This window comes from Pseudomonas khavaziana, assembly GCF_036704165.1.
Lineage (GTDB): Bacteria > Pseudomonadota > Gammaproteobacteria > Pseudomonadales > Pseudomonadaceae > Aquipseudomonas > Aquipseudomonas khavaziana.
In genome coordinates this window covers 4,784,070-4,804,264 of the sequence record NZ_CP129946.1, presented here as the reverse complement: position 1 = coordinate 4,804,264, position 20,195 = coordinate 4,784,070, and the positions used below count along the sequence as shown (strand labels likewise).

The 20,195-nt window shown below is 60.8% G+C and carries 18 protein-coding genes, 1 other RNA gene and 1 pseudogene; 13 read left to right on the top strand and 7 right to left on the bottom strand.

Annotated features, from left to right (window positions below; translation table 11 throughout):
- Positions 1 to 20 precede the first annotated feature (20 nt).
- Positions 21 to 2,387, top strand: a complete 2,367-nt coding sequence (gene ligA / locus QYQ93_RS21375; RefSeq protein WP_338475422.1) for an NAD-dependent DNA ligase LigA — start codon at positions 21 to 23, stop codon at positions 2,385 to 2,387.
- 24 nt (positions 2,388 to 2,411) lie between these two features.
- Here the strand turns inward: ligA and QYQ93_RS21370 are convergent.
- Positions 2,412 to 2,501 (bottom strand): annotated as a pseudogene (locus QYQ93_RS21370) (outer membrane lipoprotein carrier protein LolA); the annotation flags it as partial.
- An 85-nt stretch (positions 2,502 to 2,586) separates the two neighbouring features.
- Between QYQ93_RS21370 and QYQ93_RS21365 the strand changes: the two are divergent.
- The 5 genes from QYQ93_RS21365 to QYQ93_RS21345 all read left to right on the top strand — a co-directional run bounded on the left by QYQ93_RS21365 (position 2,587) and on the right by QYQ93_RS21345 (position 7,913).
- Positions 2,587 to 3,753: a zinc-binding metallopeptidase family protein gene (locus tag QYQ93_RS21365; RefSeq protein ID WP_043047054.1), complete on the top strand. Its 1,167-nt coding sequence runs from the start codon at positions 2,587 to 2,589 to the stop codon at positions 3,751 to 3,753.
- Between the two features lie 159 nt (positions 3,754 to 3,912).
- An RNA gene (gene ffs, locus QYQ93_RS21360) (signal recognition particle sRNA small type) lies at positions 3,913 to 4,009 on the top strand.
- A 146-nt stretch (positions 4,010 to 4,155) separates the two neighbouring features.
- Positions 4,156 to 6,117, top strand: coding sequence for a hypothetical protein (locus QYQ93_RS21355; RefSeq protein WP_338475421.1), 1,962 nt, complete (start codon positions 4,156 to 4,158; stop codon positions 6,115 to 6,117).
- 157 nt (positions 6,118 to 6,274) lie between these two features.
- A complete protein-coding gene (locus QYQ93_RS21350; protein WP_217883194.1) occupies positions 6,275 to 7,321 on the top strand; it encodes an N-acetylmuramidase family protein in 1,047 nt (348 codons plus the stop codon).
- A 1-nt stretch (position 7,322) separates the two neighbouring features.
- On the top strand, positions 7,323 to 7,913 hold the full coding sequence (locus tag QYQ93_RS21345) for a hypothetical protein (protein WP_338475420.1): 591 nt from the start codon (positions 7,323 to 7,325) through the stop codon (positions 7,911 to 7,913).
- Between the two features lie 176 nt (positions 7,914 to 8,089).
- On the opposite strand, the gene QYQ93_RS21340 is transcribed toward QYQ93_RS21345, so the two are convergent.
- The gene (locus tag QYQ93_RS21340; RefSeq protein ID WP_043047050.1) at positions 8,090 to 8,953 is read right to left on the bottom strand and encodes a LysR family transcriptional regulator; all 864 of its coding nucleotides are present in this window, start codon (positions 8,951 to 8,953) and stop codon (positions 8,090 to 8,092) included.
- Between the two features lie 102 nt (positions 8,954 to 9,055).
- Here QYQ93_RS21340 and QYQ93_RS21335 point away from each other — a divergent pair, with 102 nt between their 5' ends.
- The 6 genes from QYQ93_RS21335 (at position 9,056) to QYQ93_RS21310 (ending at position 15,710) form a co-directional block, all read left to right on the top strand.
- Positions 9,056 to 9,997: a DMT family transporter gene (locus QYQ93_RS21335; protein ID WP_338475419.1), complete on the top strand. Its 942-nt coding sequence runs from the start codon at positions 9,056 to 9,058 to the stop codon at positions 9,995 to 9,997.
- 77 nt (positions 9,998 to 10,074) lie between these two features.
- A complete protein-coding gene (gene dnaX / locus QYQ93_RS21330; RefSeq protein WP_338475418.1) occupies positions 10,075 to 12,135 on the top strand; it encodes a DNA polymerase III subunit gamma/tau in 2,061 nt (686 codons plus the stop codon).
- A gap of 44 nt (positions 12,136 to 12,179) precedes the next feature.
- Positions 12,180 to 12,518 (top strand): YbaB/EbfC family nucleoid-associated protein, encoded by a 339-nt coding sequence (locus tag QYQ93_RS21325; protein ID WP_017527493.1) that lies wholly within the window; start codon positions 12,180 to 12,182, stop codon positions 12,516 to 12,518.
- 139 nt (positions 12,519 to 12,657) lie between these two features.
- Positions 12,658 to 13,692: an NADP-dependent oxidoreductase gene (locus tag QYQ93_RS21320; RefSeq protein WP_043047047.1), complete on the top strand. Its 1,035-nt coding sequence runs from the start codon at positions 12,658 to 12,660 to the stop codon at positions 13,690 to 13,692.
- Positions 13,693 to 13,758: 66 nt separating this feature from the next.
- Complete coding sequence (gene recR, locus QYQ93_RS21315) at positions 13,759 to 14,361, top strand: recombination mediator RecR (RefSeq protein ID WP_043047046.1); 603 nt, start codon at positions 13,759 to 13,761, stop codon at positions 14,359 to 14,361.
- 200 nt (positions 14,362 to 14,561) lie between these two features.
- A complete protein-coding gene (locus QYQ93_RS21310) occupies positions 14,562 to 15,710 on the top strand; it encodes an acyl-CoA dehydrogenase family protein (RefSeq protein ID WP_217883190.1) in 1,149 nt (382 codons plus the stop codon).
- Positions 15,711 to 15,824: 114 nt separating this feature from the next.
- Here the strand turns inward: QYQ93_RS21310 and QYQ93_RS21305 are convergent, their stop codons facing one another.
- Both QYQ93_RS21305 and fnr read right to left on the bottom strand, forming a co-directional pair.
- Complete coding sequence (locus QYQ93_RS21305; RefSeq protein WP_057011878.1) at positions 15,825 to 16,373, bottom strand: adenine phosphoribosyltransferase; 549 nt, start codon at positions 16,371 to 16,373, stop codon at positions 15,825 to 15,827.
- Positions 16,374 to 16,449: 76 nt separating this feature from the next.
- Positions 16,450 to 17,184 carry a fumarate/nitrate reduction transcriptional regulator Fnr gene (fnr, locus tag QYQ93_RS21300; RefSeq protein WP_043049008.1) on the bottom strand — a complete coding sequence of 245 codons (735 nt, stop codon included), beginning with the start codon at positions 17,182 to 17,184 and terminating at the stop codon, positions 16,450 to 16,452.
- 156 nt (positions 17,185 to 17,340) lie between these two features.
- On the opposite strand from fnr, the gene QYQ93_RS21295 reads away from it, so the two are divergent.
- Entirely contained in the window at positions 17,341 to 17,802 is a 462-nt protein-coding gene (locus tag QYQ93_RS21295; RefSeq protein WP_043049012.1) for a hypothetical protein, read from the top strand.
- A 6-nt stretch (positions 17,803 to 17,808) separates the two neighbouring features.
- Here the strand turns inward: QYQ93_RS21295 and hemN are convergent, their stop codons facing one another.
- From hemN to ccoS, 3 genes are all read right to left on the bottom strand, one after another.
- Positions 17,809 to 19,191, bottom strand: coding sequence for an oxygen-independent coproporphyrinogen III oxidase (gene hemN, locus QYQ93_RS21290; protein ID WP_043049006.1), 1,383 nt, complete (start codon positions 19,189 to 19,191; stop codon positions 17,809 to 17,811).
- A gap of 102 nt (positions 19,192 to 19,293) precedes the next feature.
- On the bottom strand, positions 19,294 to 19,977 hold the full coding sequence (locus tag QYQ93_RS21285; RefSeq protein WP_043049005.1) for a sulfite exporter TauE/SafE family protein: 684 nt from the start codon (positions 19,975 to 19,977) through the stop codon (positions 19,294 to 19,296).
- Positions 19,970 to 20,182, bottom strand: coding sequence for a cbb3-type cytochrome oxidase assembly protein CcoS (ccoS, locus tag QYQ93_RS21280; protein WP_005790284.1), 213 nt, complete (start codon positions 20,180 to 20,182; stop codon positions 19,970 to 19,972). The genes QYQ93_RS21285 and ccoS overlap by 8 nt, the downstream gene beginning before the upstream one ends.
- Between the last annotated feature and the right edge of the window lie 13 nt (positions 20,183 to 20,195).

The following is a 20,195-nucleotide window of genomic DNA, read 5'->3' as shown; positions in this document are numbered from 1 at the left end:
TGCTTTATGAGAGAACACCCATGACCGCCGCCCATACCCGCATCCTCGAACTGCGCGCTGAACTGGATCAGCACAACTATCGCTACCACGTGCTCGACGAGCCGAGTATTCCGGACGTCGAGTACGATCGCCTCTTCCACGAACTCAAGGCCCTGGAAGCCGAGCACCCGGAACTGGTGACGCGCGATTCTCCGACGCAGCGGGTCGGCAGTGCAGCGCTGTCGGCGTTCACCCAGGTCAAGCACGAGATCCCAATGCTCAGCCTGGGTAACGCCTTTGATGAAACCACCATGCTCGAATTTGATCGCCGGGTCACCGAGGGCCTCGACCTGCCGGTGGGCGATCTGTTCGGCGCTGGCGCGGCGGTGGAGTACAGCTGCGAGCCGAAGCTGGACGGCCTGGCAGTCAGCCTGTTGTACCAGGATGGCGAGTTGGTGCGCGGCGCTACCCGTGGTGATGGCACCACGGGCGAAGACATCAGCGTCAATGTGCGCACCGTGCGCAATATTCCCTTGAAGCTGCATGGCACGGGTTGGCCCACCACCCTTGAAGTGCGTGGCGAAGTGTTCATGTCCAAGGCCGGTTTCGAGCGCCTGAACGCCTCGCAACTGGAAGTGGGTGGCAAGACGTTCGCCAACCCGCGCAATGCTGCGGCCGGGAGCCTGCGCCAACTGGATTCGAAGATCACCGCCAGCCGCCCACTGGAATTCTGCTGCTATGGCATCGGCCAGGTGACCGCAGATATCAGTGACACCCATATCGGTAACCTCAAGCAGTTGCAGAAGTGGGGCATGCCGATCAGCCACGAGCTGAAGCTGGCCAAGGGCATCCAGGAATGCCTGGACTACTACCGCGATATTGGCGAGCGGCGTAATGCGCTGGGCTATGAGATCGACGGCGTGGTGTTCAAGGTCAACAGTATTGCCTCCCAGCGTGAACTGGGCTTCCGCGCCCGCGAACCGCGCTGGGCCATCGCGCATAAATTCCCGGCGATGGAAGAGTTGACCGAGTTGCTCGACGTGGAATTCCAGGTCGGCCGTACCGGCGCCGTGACGCCAGTGGCGCGCTTGAAACCGGTCAAGGTGGCCGGTGTGACCGTGGCCAACGCTACCTTGCACAACATGGACGAAGTGGCACGCCTGGGACTGATGATTGGTGACACGGTGATCATCCGCCGCGCCGGTGATGTGATCCCGCAAGTGGTCTCGGTAGTCACCGAGCGTCGCCCCGAACACGCCCGTGCGGTGCAGATCCCCGACAGCTGCCCGGTGTGCGGCTCCCATGTGGAGCGCACGCAGTTGGTTAAGCGCAGCAAGGGCAAGGAAACCGTCAGCGAAGGCGCGGTGTACCGTTGCGTCGGGCGCCTGGCCTGTGGCGCGCAGCTCAAGCAGGCGATCATCCATTTCGTCTCGCGTCGTGCCATGGATATCGACGGCCTGGGTGACAAGACCATTGAGCAACTGGTGGATGAAAAACTCATCGGCTCGCCGGCGGATCTCTACAAGCTCAAGTATGAACAGATCATCGACTTGGAAGGCTTCGCCGATATCTCCAGCAAGAAGCTGATCAGCGCCATCGAAAACAGCAAGACGCCGACCCTGGCGCGCTTTATCTATGCCCTCGGCATTCCCGATGTGGGCGAGGAGACCGCCAAGGTGCTGGCGCGCTCCCTGGCTTCGCTGGAGCGTGTGCAGAAGGCCTTGCCGGAGGTGCTGACGTATTTGCCGGATGTGGGGTTGGAAGTGGCCCATGAGATCCATAGTTTCTTTGAAGACGACCACAACCAGGAAGTGATCGGTGCGTTGTTGGCAGCGGACGAATGCGGTCTGCAATTGCAGGACCAGGGCGACCTGAGCGCCGAATTCGCTGCCAGCACCACCTTGGGCGGCTTGCTCGACAAGCTGCACGTGCCTTCCGTAGGGCCGGGCGCCGCGCAGAAACTCGCGGACAAGTTCGGCACCCTTGAAGGCGTGATCAAGGCTGACTGGCTCGACATGCGCCAGGCGCTGCCCGAGAAGCAGGCCAAGGCCGTGCGCGACTTTTTCGACAATGCCGACAACGCCCATCGCGCCCTGGCCATCGAGCAACAGCTCAAGGACTTCGGTATGCACTGGCAGAGTGAGAAGAAGGTGGTCGAAGGCTTGCCGGAAGCCGGGCACACCTGGGTGCTTACCGGCTCCCTGGAGCTGATGAGCCGCGATGTGGCCAAGGACAAGCTCGAAAGTCTGGGAGCCAAGGTGGCCGGTTCCGTTTCGGCGAAAACCCACTGTGTGGTGGCGGGACCGGGCGCCGGCTCGAAACTGGCCAAGGCCAGTGAGCTGGGCCTGAAAGTACTGGACGAAGAGGCCTTCGTCGCCTTCCTGGCCAAGCACAACATCACCGTCTGATTGATCGTGGGAGCGATCTCTCAACACTGTAGGAGCGAGCTTGCTCGCGAAGAACCGGAGGACGCCGCTGTGAACCAGGCGCCCCGCGTTATCGTTAAGGCTCTTCGCCAGCAAGCTCGCTCCTACAGGGAGCAGAGGCGTGTTGAACGATCTCTCACGAGAAATGATCTAGTCTCTGTCACTCCAGGGGGAGATCGCCATGTTCCGCTACTTCGAGCAACTCAGTTCGCGCATCGCCGCGCCGTTCATGGCCCAACCTTCGCGCAACAGCAAGGTGTGGCAATGCCGGTGTGGCCAGTCGCTGTTCTTTCGCAACAGCCAATGCCTGGCCTGCCAGGCGGCGTTGGGTTACCGGCCGCAGCAAAGCCGCCTGTCGTCCTTGCAACCTGGGCCTGCGGTCGGCACTTGGCTGGCGGACGATCATCTCGATGCCGGCGCTTTCCGGCGCTGTGCAAACCTCGATTCACCCGCCGCCTGCAACTGGCTGATTCCTGCCCACAGCACCGCGACGCTGTGCGTGGCCTGCAGCCTGAACCGCACCATTCCCGATCTGTCGATTGCGCAAAACCCCGAACGTTGGCGCAAGGTCGAAACGGCCAAGCGCCGGCTGGTGGCACAACTGATCAGCCTGGGCCTGCAAGTGCTGCCCAAGAGTGTCGACGAAGACACTGGCCTGGCCTTTGACTTCATCGGCACCGACCTGCAAGGCAATGCGCCCACCACCGGGCATGCCAATGGCCTGATCACCCTGGACATCAAGGAAGCCGACGACGCCCACCGCGAAAAAGTCCGCGTACAGATGCACGAGCCGTACCGCACCTTGCTCGGCCATTTTCGCCATGAAGTCGGCCACTATTACTGGGATCGCCTGATTGCCGACAGCCACTGGCTTGAACCTTTTCGTGCCCTGTTCGGCGATGAGCGCGCCAGTTACGCCGACGCCCTCGACCAGCACTACCAGAACGGCCCGCGCCCGGACTGGCAACAAAACTGCGTCAGTGCCTACGCCACCATGCACCCTTGGGAAGACTGGGCCGAAACCTGGGCTCACTACCTGCACATGATGGATGCGGTGGACACTGCCCTTGGCTTTGGCATGAGCGCCCGCGAGATGGACCTGGATTACCAGCCGTTTGCCCTGGCGACGCTGTACGATCCCGAGCATCCTGGTGGCCCGGCATTCCTCAGCTTCGTCAACGCCTGGATTGAACTGGCCGGCATGCTCAACGAACTGTCCCGCGCCATGGGCCAGGCGGATTTCTACCCGTTCGTGCTGCCGTCGGCGGTGATTGCCAAGTTGCACTTTATTCACCTGGTCATCCAGGAAGAGGGCGGCAGGGCCGATGCGGTCCTGCAGGCACAATGATTAACCCCTGTGGGGAGGGGTAAGCCCCCACATTGGATGGCGCAATTGTTGAACGCCATGGCAAGTACTTGAAGCTTCTCATTTTTTACGGTTGTAACTTCCGATGAGATGGGTACAATGGCGCGGCTTGCCGAGAGGCCAGCGTCGTTATGGTGACCCCATCGGTCCCCCCGCAACGATTACCCGTGAACCTGGTCAGAGCCGGAAGGCAGCAGCCACAGCGGGAACATTGTGTGCCGGGGTGTGGCTGGTGGGGTTGCCTCCATAACGCTCCCTCCTGCGGTCCCTTCTTCGATTTCCATTCTATCCTGCCAGTGCGACGCCTGCCGTACAGTGCATGACGGTCATCTCACGACCAGTGGCATACTCCCAAGCGTCTCTTTCCACTGGCTACGAGGCTATATGCACTCGGAACATTTTGATTTATCCAGCCCTGTGTTCTTGCCAATCACCGATGAAACCTGTTCGGGTTTGTTGGTTTGCGACGGTGCTGGCGCGCTCGTAGCCCTGAGTGAACCGGAGTTGGCTGCAGTGCTGGTTATCCAGAATCTGGCGCAGGTGCCGGAGCCCGACCTGAGCGCCAGTGGTGCGGAAAAAGTCTTGGCCAAGCTCATTGACTGGGCGGCAGAGGCCAGCCATTCGACAAGCGTGTCCCTGCTCTCCGAAGCACAGCGGCTGTTCGACCAAAGGAAACTGTACTTCGGCCTCAATGTGGTCAAAAGCCTCAGGCTGCGTTTTCTGCTGGCGGAGGAAGTACAGGCGCGAGACTACCTGTTGCCCAGCGGCAAATGGGACTTTGAATATAAAGTGCGCCACCTCAAGGCAAATGACCCGTTCAGCAAACAGATGGTCACGCCCCGGCACCGCGAACGCTGGTTGAGCGCCGAGCAAGACAAGCTGGTCAGGACCTTCCGTGCCAACCTGAACGAAGACCTGCATGTCCAAGGCTACGCGGGCATCGGTAAGAGTCACCTGCTGGTGGCCTTGATGGAGCACCTGCGCCCGGAAAAAACCTTGCTGCTGGCGCGTACCCCGGCAAAACTGGAAACCCTGCGTGCGCGCATGGTGGGCGTTCGCGAGCGAAAGGCCGGGCATACCTTCTACGCGTTTGCGCATGCCCTGTTGCATGGCCCAAGGCCCAAGCCGTTGGATACTCAAGCAAGGGCGCCGAGCAAGCAGGCACTGGCTCGGGAGCTGAATATCTTCGGCTTCCGGCGCTTGGAGGGGCAGGCGGTGGTGGATGTCTGCCTCAAAGTGCTTGAAACCTACTGCCGCTCCTGGGAATACAGCCTGTCGGCGAAGCATCTACCGCATTTCAAGCAGCCGCTGTCCAGCGTCGATGCGCGGGCACTGCTCGAATATGCCAGCCGGTTGTGGAGCTACCTTGAGGCGAATCCGGCCTGGGGCAGCCAGACGGGCTTTGAAGCCTTGTTGATGATCAAACGCGCCAGCCTCGCCGGCTGCGTGGTGCCCGAGCGCTATACCCACGTACTGATCGACGAGAGCCAGGACATTCCGGCGCCGCTGTTACAGATCATCGAACGCGGCCGCCAGGTGCTGATCACGCTCGGGGATGAGTATCAACAGGCCAGTGGCGGTGTGGTCAAGCGCTCCCGTGAAGTTCGCCACACGGACGTGTGCTACTCCGTGCGTTCGGGACGCAATGTCGAGCGCCTGGTCAACCCACTGATCAGCCAGCACTCGGATAAAAGCAAAGTGCTTTTCGAGGGCGCACGGGATGCCGACGTGGGTATCGAGTTTTACCCGCAGGGTTTCGTACCCCCGCAGGGTTGCGTGGTGCTGACCGCGTCCCATTGGGACACCATGAAGTGGGCCATGCAACTGAGCGAAGCCCGTTGCCCCTTCGGCCTGGCGAGCAAAGAGGCGCAGCAGTCGCTCAAATACTTCATGGATACGGTTGTAGCGCTGTTCAAGCCGGACTTCTACAGCAACGAGTTCAATGACAGCGGCCCTCATCCGTTTTTCAGCGATATGGCTGATTGGCAGCAGGTGCGTGAAGCCTGCCAGTTCGACGAGGCGTTCCTGTGGGTCGAGGCCGAGCTGGAAAAAGGCTTTAACCTGTCTGATGTCACGCGTTTGAACAGGCTGAGCGGTCATCCGGATGAGCGCTGCCTGTTGATGCTGGCCCAAGACGCCGGTGGCATGGAATTCGACCGGGTGCTGCTCACGCCCGAGTTGCTGACCAACGTGAAGTTCAAGGACGCCTACGCGTTCGACCAGCGGCTCTGCGCGGTCTATATCGCGATTTCCCGGGCCAGGATGCAACTGTACCTGCCCTACGATGTGGTGGAGTGGCTTGACTACCACCAGTATCAGAAGACCCGTGAATCCCATGGTTACTGACGGATTTACCAGGCTGTTTCACAACTTTCAAAAAGCCTTCTGGACAATCCGCAGACCACCTTGCTAGCTTCCGCCAGCCACTTGTTTCAGAGTATGACAAGGGTATGGAATTGACATTGAAGTGCTATCACTTCTTTCACTCACAAGGATGTCTGTCATGAAAAGCCTGCAAGGGTTGCCTCGTCTTATCAGTGCTTCGGTAGGCGCCCCCGGTAAAGCCCGCAACTTGGCCGCCGATGTTCAGTGCATCCAGTATTTATTCAACCTGATCATTCCAAAAATGGGCTTCGCCCTGCAGGAAAACGGCAAGTGCGACGGCCAGTTGGTGCAGTGCATCAGTCAGTATCAGTTCCGCCATCTCAAATACGCCCATCCCGATGGAGTGATCGACCCCACGGGGCGCACGTTCAACAGTCTGATCGAAGAGGCGGTAAAGGTACCGGTGAAGGCTTTCCCGACTATGCGCATTCCGACTTTTATCAATGTGTTCGGTAATAACAACGTCGATGCGGTGCAGGCCACGGTGAACGTTTATCTGGACCGTGTGCGTGCGATGATCGAAGCCGAGCGGCGTAACCGTCAGTTGATGCTTCAGGCCACCTGCGACGGCGGTACCACGCTCAGCGATACGGATTTCCAGAATGCCGCCAAGCAACTGGGCAACGGCATCTCGGTGAATGTGGTCAAGGCCTTCGCTACCGTGGAGTCCGGTGGGAAGGTGGGCTTCGGGCCGGCCAAGTTGCCGATCATCGCCTTCGAAGGCCATCATTTTCGCAAGTACACCAAGCACATCTACGACCAGTCGCACCCGCTGCTGTCGTACATCTACAAGAAAAAAGCCGGGCCGCAGTGGCAGACCAATAACAAGGACCAGGTCAAGGCCTGGGAAACCATGGCCACCGCATTCGCCCTGGACCAGGAAGCGGCATTGATGTCGGCATCCTGGGGCATGTTTCAGGTCATGGGATTCAACTTCGCATCCTGCGGTTTCAAGACGGTGTTTGAGTTTGTCGCCGCGTTGAAAGTGAACGCCGGTAATCAACTCAAGGCCTACATCAGCTTTTGCAGCAAGAGCACGGCGTTGATGAGTGCGATGAAAAACAAGGATTTCACGGCCATGGCCCGTAACTATAACGGCGACGACTACGGCAACTATGACGTGCTGATGAAACAAGCCTACGAAGCCTTTGAAGGGAAGAAATAAGATGATTCGTTTTCTGGCGATGGGCGTGTTGTCATTGTGCACGGTGGCGTCGGCACTGGCTGGCTCGCCAACCTTGCATTCGGGCAAGTACGAAGGGCTGATGCTGGCGGTGACGCCTGGGCATCAGGTCGAAGGTTTCTATGCCGAGGCGATGGGCGAGGGCGTGAGCCGCCGTTGCACCTTCTACCTGCAAGGCAAGCCTGAGGCGCTTACCACCTGGTTGGACGCCGCCTACCCAGGCAGCGTGGCTGTGGCGCCCGACGGGGTGATCCTGATGGTGGAGCAGGGCCGTCAACACCCCGGCTGTATCAACGTGCTGATGCCGGAAATCGCCACCGGCCTGGACCTGACCCAGACCGCCAGCAAAAAGTGGATCGGTTTGGTGACCGTATCCGCCGACAAGGCTTACCTGCTTAAAGCCCCGGGTGCCAAGGCCGCCAAGCGTCCCTACATCGTCAAGGATGATGTGGTGGGTGTGCTGGCGTTCAAGGATGGCTGGGCGCAGGTGGAGTTTATCAATGCTGACGAGCGCTCCTTTACAGGGTGGATCAGCCAGGACCAGTACGCGCGATTGGTTGCACCGAAGCGCTGAACATGTGGACAAGCCCTAATGCCAGTCAGTTAAGGCTTCTGTAGGAGCGAGCTTGCTCGCGAGAAACCCATAGACGCCGCGTTTATTCAGGAGGCACGCGTTATCGTTGACGTTTTTCGCGAGCAAGCTCGCTCCTACAAAGGGCAATGAAGCCCCCTCCCACATTTAGGAATGTGTCAGCCAAAGGTTTCGCGCAGTAGCCCGGCAAATGCATCCCGCGCCAGATGCCGCTGGGTGTCCTTGTGCCAAAACAGCAGGTTGTCTACCGCTGCCAGTTCGTCAAACCGATAGGACGCCAGCTGATTGGCTTGTTCATAGCGCGCCAGAATGCCCTCGGGCGCCAGTGCCACGCCAATCCCCGCGCTGACGCAGCCGATGATCGTGCCCCAACTGGCATAGCTGGCAATTGCCGGCTTGAAGTCATGGGGCTTGAGCCAGTTTTCCAGGGCGGCGCGATAGGGGCAGCCTGGCGGCCATACCAGCAGCGTGCGACCGGCCAGGTCCTCGGCGCTGTGGATGGGGGCGCTGGAGGCGCTGGCGATCAACACCAGGCGCTCGCTGTAGACCACACTCTGCTCCAGCTTCGTACGTTTGCCACCGGCGGCCACCAGGGCCACGTCCAGGCGGTGGTGTTGCAGGTCGTCCAGCAATTGTGCCCAGGCGCCGGTGACCAGTTCCAGGCTGACGTCGGGGTAGCGTCGGTGGTATTCCGCCAGCAGCGGTGGCAGGCGGCCGCTGGCGCTGGATTCCACCGCACCGATGCGCAAGGTGCCACGGGGAATGGCGTTGGCATCCACCGCACGTTTGGACTCGTCCACCAACGCCAGGATGCGTTCGCAGTAATCCAGGAAGATCTCACCCGCGGCGCTGATCGCCAGGCCGCGGCCGGCGCGAATAAACAGCGGCGTGCCCAACTCGCTTTCCAGCTGCTTGATGCGTGTGGTGATGTTGGACGGCACACAGTGCAACTGCAGGGCAGCCTGGGCCACGCTGCCGGTTTGTGCCACGGCGCGCACCATTTTCAGTTGGGCCAGTTCCATTGCTCAGTTCCCTTGATTTCAGAAGTCAGAAACACTTAATTGTCCCAGGCCCGGCCTGGGCCAAGACTGACGGCATGCCTTCTCAATGTGTGGATGCCGTCGATGAATACCCCGTCACCTCTAAAGCTTACGCTAGTCATTGCCGGCGTCATCCTCTGTTGGGCCTATTCGCCCATCGGCGTGCACATGGGGCTGCACAGCTACAGCCCCGGTCAATTGGCGTTGCTGCGGTTCCTGATTGCATCGGTATTCATGGGGGGCGTGGCGCTGGTGGTCGGTATCGGCCGCCCGCAGGTGCGCGATCTTCCCTGGCTGCTGGTCTTGGGTTTCTTCGGGGTGTTCCTGCACCACACCAGCATCAATAGCGGTCAGCAATGGGTGACGGCGGCGGCGTCCAGCGTGTTGGCACAGTCGGCGCCGTTGTTCAGTGTGTTGATCGCGTTTTTCTGCTTGAAGGAACGGGTCAGTGCCTGGCGCTGGGCCTGTGTGCTATTGGGCCTGGCCGGCGTGCTGGTAGTGATCTGGGGCGACCATGGCGTGGGCGACATCGACCCTCGGGGCTTGCTGATTCTGCTGGCGGCGTGCTCGTGGAGTGTGTATTTCGCCATCGCGCGGCATTACGCCCATCGCTACAGCCCGTTGACCCAGGCGTGCTACATGGTGTGGTCCGGCACCTTGATGCTTTGCGTGAACCTGCCGGGCCTGCCTGCTGCCGTCGGACAGGCGCCACTGGCAGAAAACTCCGCCGTACTGGTGCTGGGCATTTTCCCCAGCGCCCTGGCGTATCTGGCCTGGGGTTATGTGTTGAAGCACGTTGAAGTCAGCCGCGCTTCGGTGGCGATGTACCTGATTCCACCGGTGGCCATGGTGATGGCCGCGACGCTGCTCGGCGAGCATGTGGCCCTACAGGTGATGCTGGGGGCGGTGATCGTGCTGGCCAGCGTGGCCGCTATCAGCCTGGAGGGCCACTGGCGTTCAATCGTTCATGCAGGACGTGCGCAAAAGCCCGCTGTGGGGCGAATCGGGCCAGCTTCGTCAGATTAGACGAGCGTGCCGGATGCAATTTCCCCCTTGCTCCGCTAGCATTACCGGCTTCCGCTTCCCAGTTGCGACGGTTTTCGATGAGTTATCAGGTTCTTGCACGTAAATGGCGCCCGCGCTCGTTCCGCGAAATGGTCGGCCAGACCCATGTGCTCAAGGCTCTGATCAATGCCTTGGACAGCCAACGGCTGCACCACGCCTACCTGTTCACCGGTACTCGCGGGGTGGGCAAGACCACGATTGCGCGCATCATCGCCAAGTGCCTGAATTGTGAAACCGGTATCACTTCAACGCCTTGCGGCACCTGTTCGGTATGCCGCGAGATCGACGAGGGGCGTTTTGTCGACCTGATCGAGATCGACGCCGCGAGCCGCACCAAGGTCGAAGACACCCGCGAGCTGCTCGACAACGTGCAGTACGCGCCGAGCCGTGGCCGCTTCAAAGTCTACCTGATCGACGAAGTGCACATGTTGTCCAGCCACTCCTTCAACGCCCTGTTGAAAACCCTGGAAGAGCCGCCGCCCTACGTTAAGTTCATCCTGGCCACCACCGACCCGCAGAAACTTCCTGCAACGATTTTGTCGCGGTGCCTGCAGTTCTCCCTGAAAAACATGACCCCCGAGCGGGTGGTCGAGCATTTGACCCACGTGCTGGGCGTCGAGAACGTACCGTTCGAAGACGACGCGCTGTGGTTGCTGGGCCGCGCTGCCGACGGTTCGATGCGTGACGCCATGAGCCTCACCGACCAGGCCATCGCGTTCGGCGAAGGCAAGGTCATGGCTGCCGATGTGCGCGCCATGCTCGGCACCCTAGACCACGGTCAGGTGTTCGATGTGCTTCATGCGCTGATCGAAGGCGACGCCAAGGCGCTGCTCGAAGCGGTGCGCCACCTGTCGGAGCAAGGCCCGGATTGGAACGGCGTGCTCTCGGAGATCCTCAATGTGCTGCACCGCGTCGCCATTGCCCAGGCCCTGCCGGAAGGCGTCGACAACGGCCATGGCGACCGTGATCGCGTATTGGCCCTGGCCCAGGCGTTGCCGGCCGAGGATGTGCAGTTCTACTATCAGATGGGCCTGATTGGCCGCCGGGACCTGCCCCTGGCGCCGGACCCGCGCGGTGGCTTTGAAATGGTGCTGCTGCGCATGCTGGCGTTCCGGCCGGCGGATTCGGCAGACGCGCCGAGACAGCCGCTAAAGCCAGTGGGGATCAGCCAGGCCACAGTTGATTCCGCCAAACCAGTGGCTGGCGCGGCAGTTGTTGCGCCAGTAGTCGCTGCGCCCGTACCGGTTGCACCGACGCCTGAACCTGTGCCGGTTGCAGCAGCGCCTGTGGTTGAACCTGCGCCGGTTGTCGAGCCAGAGCCTGTGGTCGACCTGCCCTGGAATGACCCGGTCGAAGCCGAAGCCGAGCCAGAGCCTGAGCAACAACCCGCCGTGGAGCCCATGCTGGAAACCGCCGGCGAGCAGCCCGAGCTGACGCCGATGCCGGCGCCGACCCCGGACAGCGTCGTGCCGGATGCCCCTGAATGGGGGTCGGCACCGGTCCCCGAGCCGACGGTCGCCCAGGTCGAGGCTGCAACCCCAGGCATTGACCTGGACGATGAACCGCCGCTGGATGAAGACTACATCGAGCCGGACATGGACTCGGCCTACAGCTACCTGGACGAATTGGCCAGTGAGCACACCGCCGAGCCAGCGCCCGAGCCCGAGGCAGAACCGGCTGCGGCCCCGGCCACCGGCCTGGCCCTGCAATGGCTGGAATTGTTTCCGAAATTGCCGATCTCCGGCATGACCGGCAGTATCGCCGCCAACTGCACCCTGATTTCCATCGAGGGCGACCACTGGCTGTTGCACCTGGACCCGGCCCATAGCGCCTTGTTCAATGCCACCCAGCAGCGCCGGCTCAACGATGCGCTCAACCAGTACCATGGGCGCACGCTGACCATCGCCATCGAGCTGATCAAGCCCGAGCAGGAAACCCCGGCCCAGGCGGCGACCCGTCGGCGCCTTAACCGTCAACGCGAGGCCGAGGATTCGATCCACGCTGATCCGCTGATCCAACAAATGATGCAACAGTTCGGTGCGGTCGTCCGTCACGATACTATTGAACCTGTCGAAGCCCCGGTGTCCCAGGCGTCATGACTCCGGGCTACTAACTTGATCCACGTACTTTTGAGGTGATTCCCATGATGAAAGGTGGCATGGCCGGCCTGATGAAGCAGGCGCAGCAGATGCAGGAAAAGATGGCCAAGATGCAGGAAGAACTGGCCAACGCCGAAGTCACCGGTAAAGCCGGTGGCGATATGGTCAGCGTGGTGATGACCGGTCGTCACGACATCAAGCGCGTGAGCATCGACCCGAGCCTGCTGGAAGGCGTCAGCGACGATGACCGCGAAGTGCTCGAAGACTTGTTCGCCGCTGCCGTCAACGATGCCGTGCGCAAGATCGAGGCCAACAGCCAGGACAAAATGTCCGGCGTGACCGCTGGCATGCAATTGCCACCGGGCATGAAGTTGCCGTTCTGATACACACTTTGGCTGGACTCAAATGCCGGGCATTGCGCCTGGCATTTTTTTTGGGCCGACGAAACATCGAACCTCAACCCGTTACCCAGGGTCTGCACCCTATACCGTTGAATTTTCATCGATAACAGGAGCCCCGCTGATGCCTCAAGAAATGACGCTCAATCAACGCATCGTTCTGGTCTCACGCCCCCAAGGCGCGCCCACGCCAGAAAACTTTCGCCTGGAGCGCGTGAGCCTGCCAGACCTGGCAGATGGCCAAGTGCTGTTGAAGACCCTGTACTTGTCGCTGGATCCCTACATGCGTGGGCGCATGAGCGACGCACCGTCCTACGCCGCGCCCGTGGAAATCGACGAGGTAATGACCGGAGGTGCTGTCAGCCGTGTCGAGCAATCGCGCCACCCGAAATTCGAGGTGGGCGACCTGGTGGTGGGCTCCACCGGCTGGCAGAGCCACTGCATTTCCGATGGGAGTAACCTCATGCCAGTGCCCAAGGGCTTAGCGAGTCCGTCGATGGCGTTGGGTGTGCTGGGCATGCCGGGCATGACCGCCTACATGGGCCTGATGGACATCGGCCAGCCCAAGACCGGGGAAACCCTGGTGGTGGCCGCTGCGTCCGGTGCGGTGGGCTCGGTGGTGGGCCAGGTGGCCAAGCTCAAGGGCTTGCGTGTGGTGGGCATCGCCGGTGGTGCGGACAAGTGCCGCTATGTAGTGGATGAGTTGGGCTTTGATGCCTGTATCGACCACAAAAGCGCGGACTTTGCCAACGAACTGGCCATGGCGTGTTTCAAGGGTGTAGACATCTACTTCGAAAACGTCGGCGGTAAAGTCTTCGATGCCGTGCTGCCGTTGCTCAACCCCAAGGCACGCGTGCCGCTGTGCGGGTTGATTGCCGGTTATAACACCCATGAAGCGCCGAGCGGCCCTGATCGCCTGCCGGCACTGCAGCGTACCTTGCTGACCAAGCGGGTGCGTATCCAGGGTTTTATCGTGTTCGACGACTATGGCGACCGCCAGCCGGAGTTCCTCAGCGCCATGGCGCCTTGGGTGCGCGATGGCAAGATCAAGTTCCGCGAGGACGTGGTCGATGGCCTGGAGCAGGCGCCAGAAGCTTTTATCGGCTTGCTCGAGGGACGCAACTTCGGCAAGTTGGTGGTGCGCGTCGCACAGGATTGAGTATTTGACGCTAATCCGGGGCGCGGGTATAAACCGCGTCTCGTTGTTTTGTCGGACCCTTCGCCCATGAGCTTCAGCCCCCTGATTCGCCAACTGATCGACGCCTTGCGCACGCTGCCCGGTGTCGGCCAGAAAACCGCCCAGCGCATGGCCCTGCAATTGCTGGAGCGTGATCGCAGCGGCGGCACCCGCCTGGCCCAGGCCCTGAGCCAGGCCATGGAAGGCGTGGGCCACTGCCGTCAGTGTCGCACCCTCACCGAAGAAGAGCTCTGCCCCCAATGCGCCGACCCACGCCGCGACGACACCTTGCTGTGCGTGGTGGAAGGGCCGATGGATGTTTATGCAGTGGAGCAGACCGGCTATCGCGGGCGCTACTTCGTGCTCAAGGGCCATCTGTCGCCCTTGGATGGCCTGGGGCCGGAAGCCATTGGCATTCCGCAACTGGTCGCACGGATTGAAGCGCAGGGCACCTTTACCGAAGTGATCCTGGCGACCAACCCGACCGTGGAAGGTGAAGCCACGGCGCATTACATCGCCCAGCTGCTGACCAATAAAGGCTTGATCACCTCGCGTATTGCCCATGGTGTACCGTTGGGTGGCGAGTTGGAGCTGGTCGATGGTGGCACCTTGGCCCACTCGTTCGCGGGTCGCAAGCCGATCGCGCTCTAACATCCGCAGCAGGATCAAATGTGGGAGGGGGCTTGCTCCCGATTGCTGTGTGTCAGTCGACAGGGTTATTGGCTGATCCACCGCTATCGGGAGCAAGCCCCTTCCCACAGTAGTTTTATGGTGCCAGTGATAACTGTGCATGGCTTGATAACCAAGCAAGCGCTTGGTAAGTTCGCTCCATCTCGCCATGGAGCTTGCCGATGTCTGCCTATCAGGAATACTTCGATCCCAGCCACCAGTTGATCCGCGACAGCGTGCGCCGTTTTGTCGAGCGCGAAATGTTGCCCGGCGTCGAGCAATGGGAGGAAGCCGGCAGCTTTCCCCGTGAGCTCTATCGCAAGGCCGGCGCGGCGGGCATCCTCGGCATCGGTTATCCCGAAGCTTTTGGAGGTAACCACGAAGGCGATCTGTTTGCCAAGGTCGCCGCCAGCGAAGAACTGATGCGCTGCGGTTCTGGTGGCGTGGTGGCAGGGCTCGGCTCCCTGGATATCGGCCTGCCGCCCATCGTCAAATGGGCCCGGCCCGACGTGCGTGAGCGCATAGCGCCTCGGGTGCTGGCCGGCGAAAAGATCATCGCCCTGGCGGTGACCGAGCCCAGCGGTGGCTCAGATGTAGCCAACCTGCAAACCCGCGCCGTACGTGAAGGCGAGCATTACCGTGTAAGCGGCTCCAAAACCTTTATCACCAGCGGCATTCGCGCTGACTTCTACACCGTAGCCGTGCGCACAGGCGGGCCGGGCTTTGGCGGCATCAGCCTGTTGCTGATCGAAAAAGACACCCCGGGGTTCACCGTTGGCCAGCCGCTGAAGAAGATGGGGTGGTGGGCATCGGACACCGCCGAGTTGTTCTTCGACGATTGCCGCGTACCCGCCGGCAACCTTATCGGCGCTGAAAATATGGGCTTTGCCTGCATCATGAGCAATTTCCAGAGCGAGCGCCTGGCCCTGGCCTTGATGGCCAACATGACCGCGCAACTGGCCCTGGAGGAGAGCCTCAAGTGGGCCACCCAGCGCGAAGCATTCGGCAAGCCCATCGGCAAGTTCCAGGTGCTCAAGCATCGCCTGGCGGAAATGGCCACCGCCGTGGAAGTCTCCCGGGAGTTTACCTACCGCCAGGCTGCCAGGATGGCCGCCGGCAAGAGTGTCATCAAGGAGATTTCCATGGCCAAGAACCTGGCCACCGATACCGCTGATCGGGTGACTTATGACGCGGTGCAGATATTGGGGGGGCAGGGGTATATGCGTGGCAGCCTGGTGGAGCGGCTTTATCGCGATAATCGCATCCTGTCTATTGGTGGGGGGACGCGGGAGGTGATGAACGAAATCATCAGCAAGCAGATGGGGCTGTGATATGTGTTGGTCTTGAGGGCCTCATCGGGGGCAAGCCCCCTCCCACATTTGACTGCGTTCACAGAACAAAGGTGGGAGGGGGCTTGCCCCCGATGGGGTCAGTCCTGACAAAGACTATCTTTCAGTCAACCCAAACTGCGTCAGGCAAAACGTCGGAATCCCCATGTCTTCCAACCGCTGCGACCCACCCAGCTCCGGCAAATCAATAATCGCCGCGGCTTCAAAAATCTTCGCGCCCATGCGTCGCACTAGGTTCGCCGCCGCGATCAAGGTGCCGCCAGTGGCGATCAGGTCATCGAACATCAGCACCGAATCTCCTTCGCACAGGCTGTCGGCGTGCACTTCCAGGAAGGCTTCGCCGTATTCGGTCTGGTAACCCTCGGCCAGCACGTCTGCAGGCAGCTTGCCCTGTTTGCGAAACAGGATCAGCGGCTTGTTGAGCTGGTAGGCGATGATCGAACCGATCAGGAAGCCCCGCGCATCCATCGCGCCAATATGGCTGAAGTCGGCTTCGACGTAACGCTGGGCAAAGCTGTCGGCGACCAGACGCAGGGCGCGGGGCGATTGGAACAGTGGGGTTATGTCACGAAAGATAACCCCAGGCTTGGGGAAGTCGATGACAGGGCGAATCAGGGATTTGATGTCGAACGAATCGAAAGTCATCGTCGCAGAGTCCTGGGCGGAAAATGGACTCGAAGTATACCTGCGGCCTCGCTGATTGGCGCGGCCGCAGTCTGGATCAGACCTCCAGTGAACCCCCGGCCAGTGCGCACAACTGGATTGGATCAAGGATATGCACTTCCTTGCCCTCGGCGGCAATCAGCTGGTTCTGCTGGAAGCGGGTAAATACGCGGGACACGGTCTCTACCGCGAGGCCCAGGTAATTGCCGATTTCGTTGCGTGACATGCTCAGGCGGAATTGGTTGGCTGAGAAACCACGGGCGCGGAAGCGCGCCGACAGGTTGACCAGGAATGTCGCGATGCGCTCGTCGGCGGTTTTCTTCGACAGCAGCAGCATCATTTGCTGGTCGTCACGAATCTCACGGCTCATCACGCGCATCAACTGGCGACGCAACTGTGGCAGCTGCAGGGCCAATTCATCCAGGCGCTCGAAAGGAATTTCGCATACCGAAGTCGTTTCCAGCGCCTGGGCCGATACCGGGTGAACCTCAGTGTCCATTCCCGACAGCCCGACCAACTCGCTGGGCAAGTGGAAACCGGTGATTTGTTCTTCGCCGCCATCGCTGAGGCTGAATGTCTTCAACGCACCCGAACGTACTGCATAGACCGAATCGAACTTGTCGCCCTGGCGAAACAGGAACTCGCCTTTTTTCAACGGGCGGCCGCGTTTCACGATGTCGTCCAGCGCATCCATGTCTTCCAGATTCAATGAAAGTGGCAGGCAGAGGGGGGCCAGGCTGCAATCCTTGCAGTGAACCTGGTTGTGAGCGCGCAGTTTGGCTGGCTCAGACATTTCTTAAATCCTTGTGGGAAAACACACATAAGACGTAAGGGTAACGTACTGGGGGGCATGGAGGCCAGCGTGTACAAAAAACCTGTCGGAATATAAAGATTTGCCCGAAGCGGCCGATAGCACTGCCATCAAATATGAATGCGGGTAGTTCAAACCATGTTATCTCTCAGTACTCAACTCGCGTCGCGAACTCAGATCCAGGCGCTGCCCGAAACCAAGAAGGCTACTGAATCCGATGTTGCCGAGATCCCGACGACTGATGCAGCCAAGCCCGCCGTTTCAGTGACCATTTCAGGTGCCGCGATGAAAGCTGCGGCCGCTGAAAAAACCTCAAACAGTGATATCGACGACAGCGGCTTGGCGGACAATGTCAAGAATCTGCTCAAGATGATTCGCGAGATCAAGAAGCAAATTGCCGAGAAGCAGGCTGAGATGGCGGCGGTGATGGCCGACAAGAACCTCAGTCCGGAACAGGCCCGCGCCCGACTTTCCGGCCTGCAATCGGCATTGAGTGGGCTGCAGGCGAGCTTGACCAGCGCCCAGGCGTCTCTCACCAAGGCGATGAAAGACATGAGTGCCGGTGACGCGGTCAAAGCGGCCAGCCTGGCAATGAAGTAATAGCCTTTAGATGACCCGCGAAAATCGCTGCCTGTTCTGGTGCTCCAGATAGGCATCGAACACCATGCACACCGAGCGCACCAACAGGCGCCCCGCCGGCAGTACACGGATGCCCAGGGCATCCAGCTCGATCAAGCCATCGGCAGCCATGGTCTCCAGCTGCGGCCATAGCTCGGCGAAATAGCCGCGAAAATCGATGTTGTACCTCTGTTCGATCTCCCCGAATGCCAAGCTGAAATTGCAGATCAGTTGTTGGATTACTTCCCGGCGCAGACGATCATCCGTGGTACAGACCAGGCCACGGCTGGTCGCCAACTGCGCGCCCGCCAAGGCATTCTGGTACTGGCTCAGATCACTGCTGTTCTGACAGTACAGGTCGCCGACCTGGCTGATCGCCGACACTCCAAGCCCAATCAGGTCGCAATGCCCGTGGGTGGTGTAACCCTGGAAGTTGCGCTGCAGCGTGCTTTCTTCCTGAGCGATGGCCAGCTCGTCGTCAGGTAGGGCGAAGTGGTCCATGCCGATATAACGGTAGCCGGCCTGGGTCAGTTGCTCGATGGTGGTTTGCAGCATCAGCAGTTTCTCGCTCGGCGAGGGCAGGTCGTCGGTGTTGATCCGCCGTTGCGGCATGAAGCGCTCCGGCAAGTGCGCGTAGTTGAACACCGACAGGCGGTCGGGCTGCAGGCGGATGACTTCCTCCACGGTACGAGCGAAATTCAGCATCGACTGCTTGGGCAAGCCGTAGATCAGGTCGATATTGATCGAGCGAAATTGCAGGGTGCGTGCCGCATCGATCACCGCGCGGGTTTCTTCCAGGCTTTGCAGGCGATTGACCGCCCGTTGCACCTCGGGGTCGAGGTCTTGCAGGCCGATACTCACGCGGTTGAAGCCCAGCTCACGCAACAAGCCCATAGTGGCCCAGTCGGCTTCGCGTGGGTCGATTTCGATACCGTAGTCGCCTGAGTCGTCATCCAGTAAATTGAAGTGCTGACGCAGGCAGGCCATCACCTGGCGAAGTTCGTCGTGGCTGAGAAAAGTGGGTGTGCCGCCGCCCAGATGCAGCTGCTCAACAGTTTGCTTGGGGTCGAGGTGACAGGCCACCAGCTGGATTTCCTGCTCCAGGCGCTGCAGGTAGGCCTGGGCGCGGCCGCGGTCCTTGGTGATGACTTTGTTACAGGCGCAGTAGTAGCAAATGTTGGCGCAGAACGGCACGTGCACATATAGCGACAATGGCCGCACGGCCTTGCGGCTGTCACGCAGGGCGTGGAGCAGGTCGAAGGTGCCGACCTGGCTGTCGAATTGTACGGCGGTGGGGTAGGACGTGTAGCGCGGCCCCGCTAAGTCGTAGCGGCAAATCAGATCTGTGTCCCAACGAATGGCGTCGAGCATGCGGGCGGTCCCCGGGAATGGCTAGTGGGCCGAGTCTAGGGGCAGGGCTGGGCAGGCATCTTGATTTGCATCAACGGGGAGCGGCGCTATGCCACATGGCCTTTAGTGCCCCATCAGCCAGTGCTGATGCGGGCCCGGCAGGGTCCAGATACCGAAGATCATCACCAGCACGCCCCCGGCGACGCGCACGCTGCGCTTGCGCAATAACGCGGTCACGCGTTCGGCCGCCAGTCCGGTGGCGAGCAGCACCGGCCAGGTGCCCAGGCCGAAGGCCAGCATCAGCACTGCACTGTCCAGCGCATTGCCCTGGCTCGCCGCCCAGAGCAGGGTGCTGTAGACCAACCCGCACGGCAACCAGCCCCACAACGCGCCCAGCAGCAAGGCGCGAGGCAGGCTGGACACCGGCAGCAGGCGGTTGGCAACAGGTTGTATATGCCGCCACAGGCCGCGCCCCAGGCTTTCGATACGGGTCAGGCCGCTCCACCAGCCGGCCAGATAAAGGCCCATGCAGATCAGCAGCAGCCCGGCGAGCACGCGCATGAACATCGCCGCCGGGCTGTTGGCCACCGCCCAGCCAGCCAGGCCAATCAGTAACCCCGCCGTTGCATAGCTGAGGATGCGCCCCAGGTTGTACGCCAGCAGTAGGCGAAAGCGGCGGCTGCGTTGCTCCTTGGGGATCGCCAGGGTCAGCGCGCCCATCAGCCCGCCGCACATGCCCAGGCAATGGCCGCCGCCGAGCAGGCCAAGGATCAGCGCCGAGACCAGCAGGGGCGCCAGCTCAAGCATGGGGCGGGTCTTTGGGCGGTTGCTCGGGGCCATTGGCTTCGTCGATGGCGGCCAGGTGATTCGGATCCTGATCGTCGAACAACACGCTGTGGGCCGGGCCATCGAGATCCTCGTACTGGCCGCTGTCCACGGCCCAGAAGAAGATGTAGATCGCCACTCCCACTAACAGCAGCGCCGCCGGAATCATCACGTATAGAGCTGGCATCTGCACTCCATGC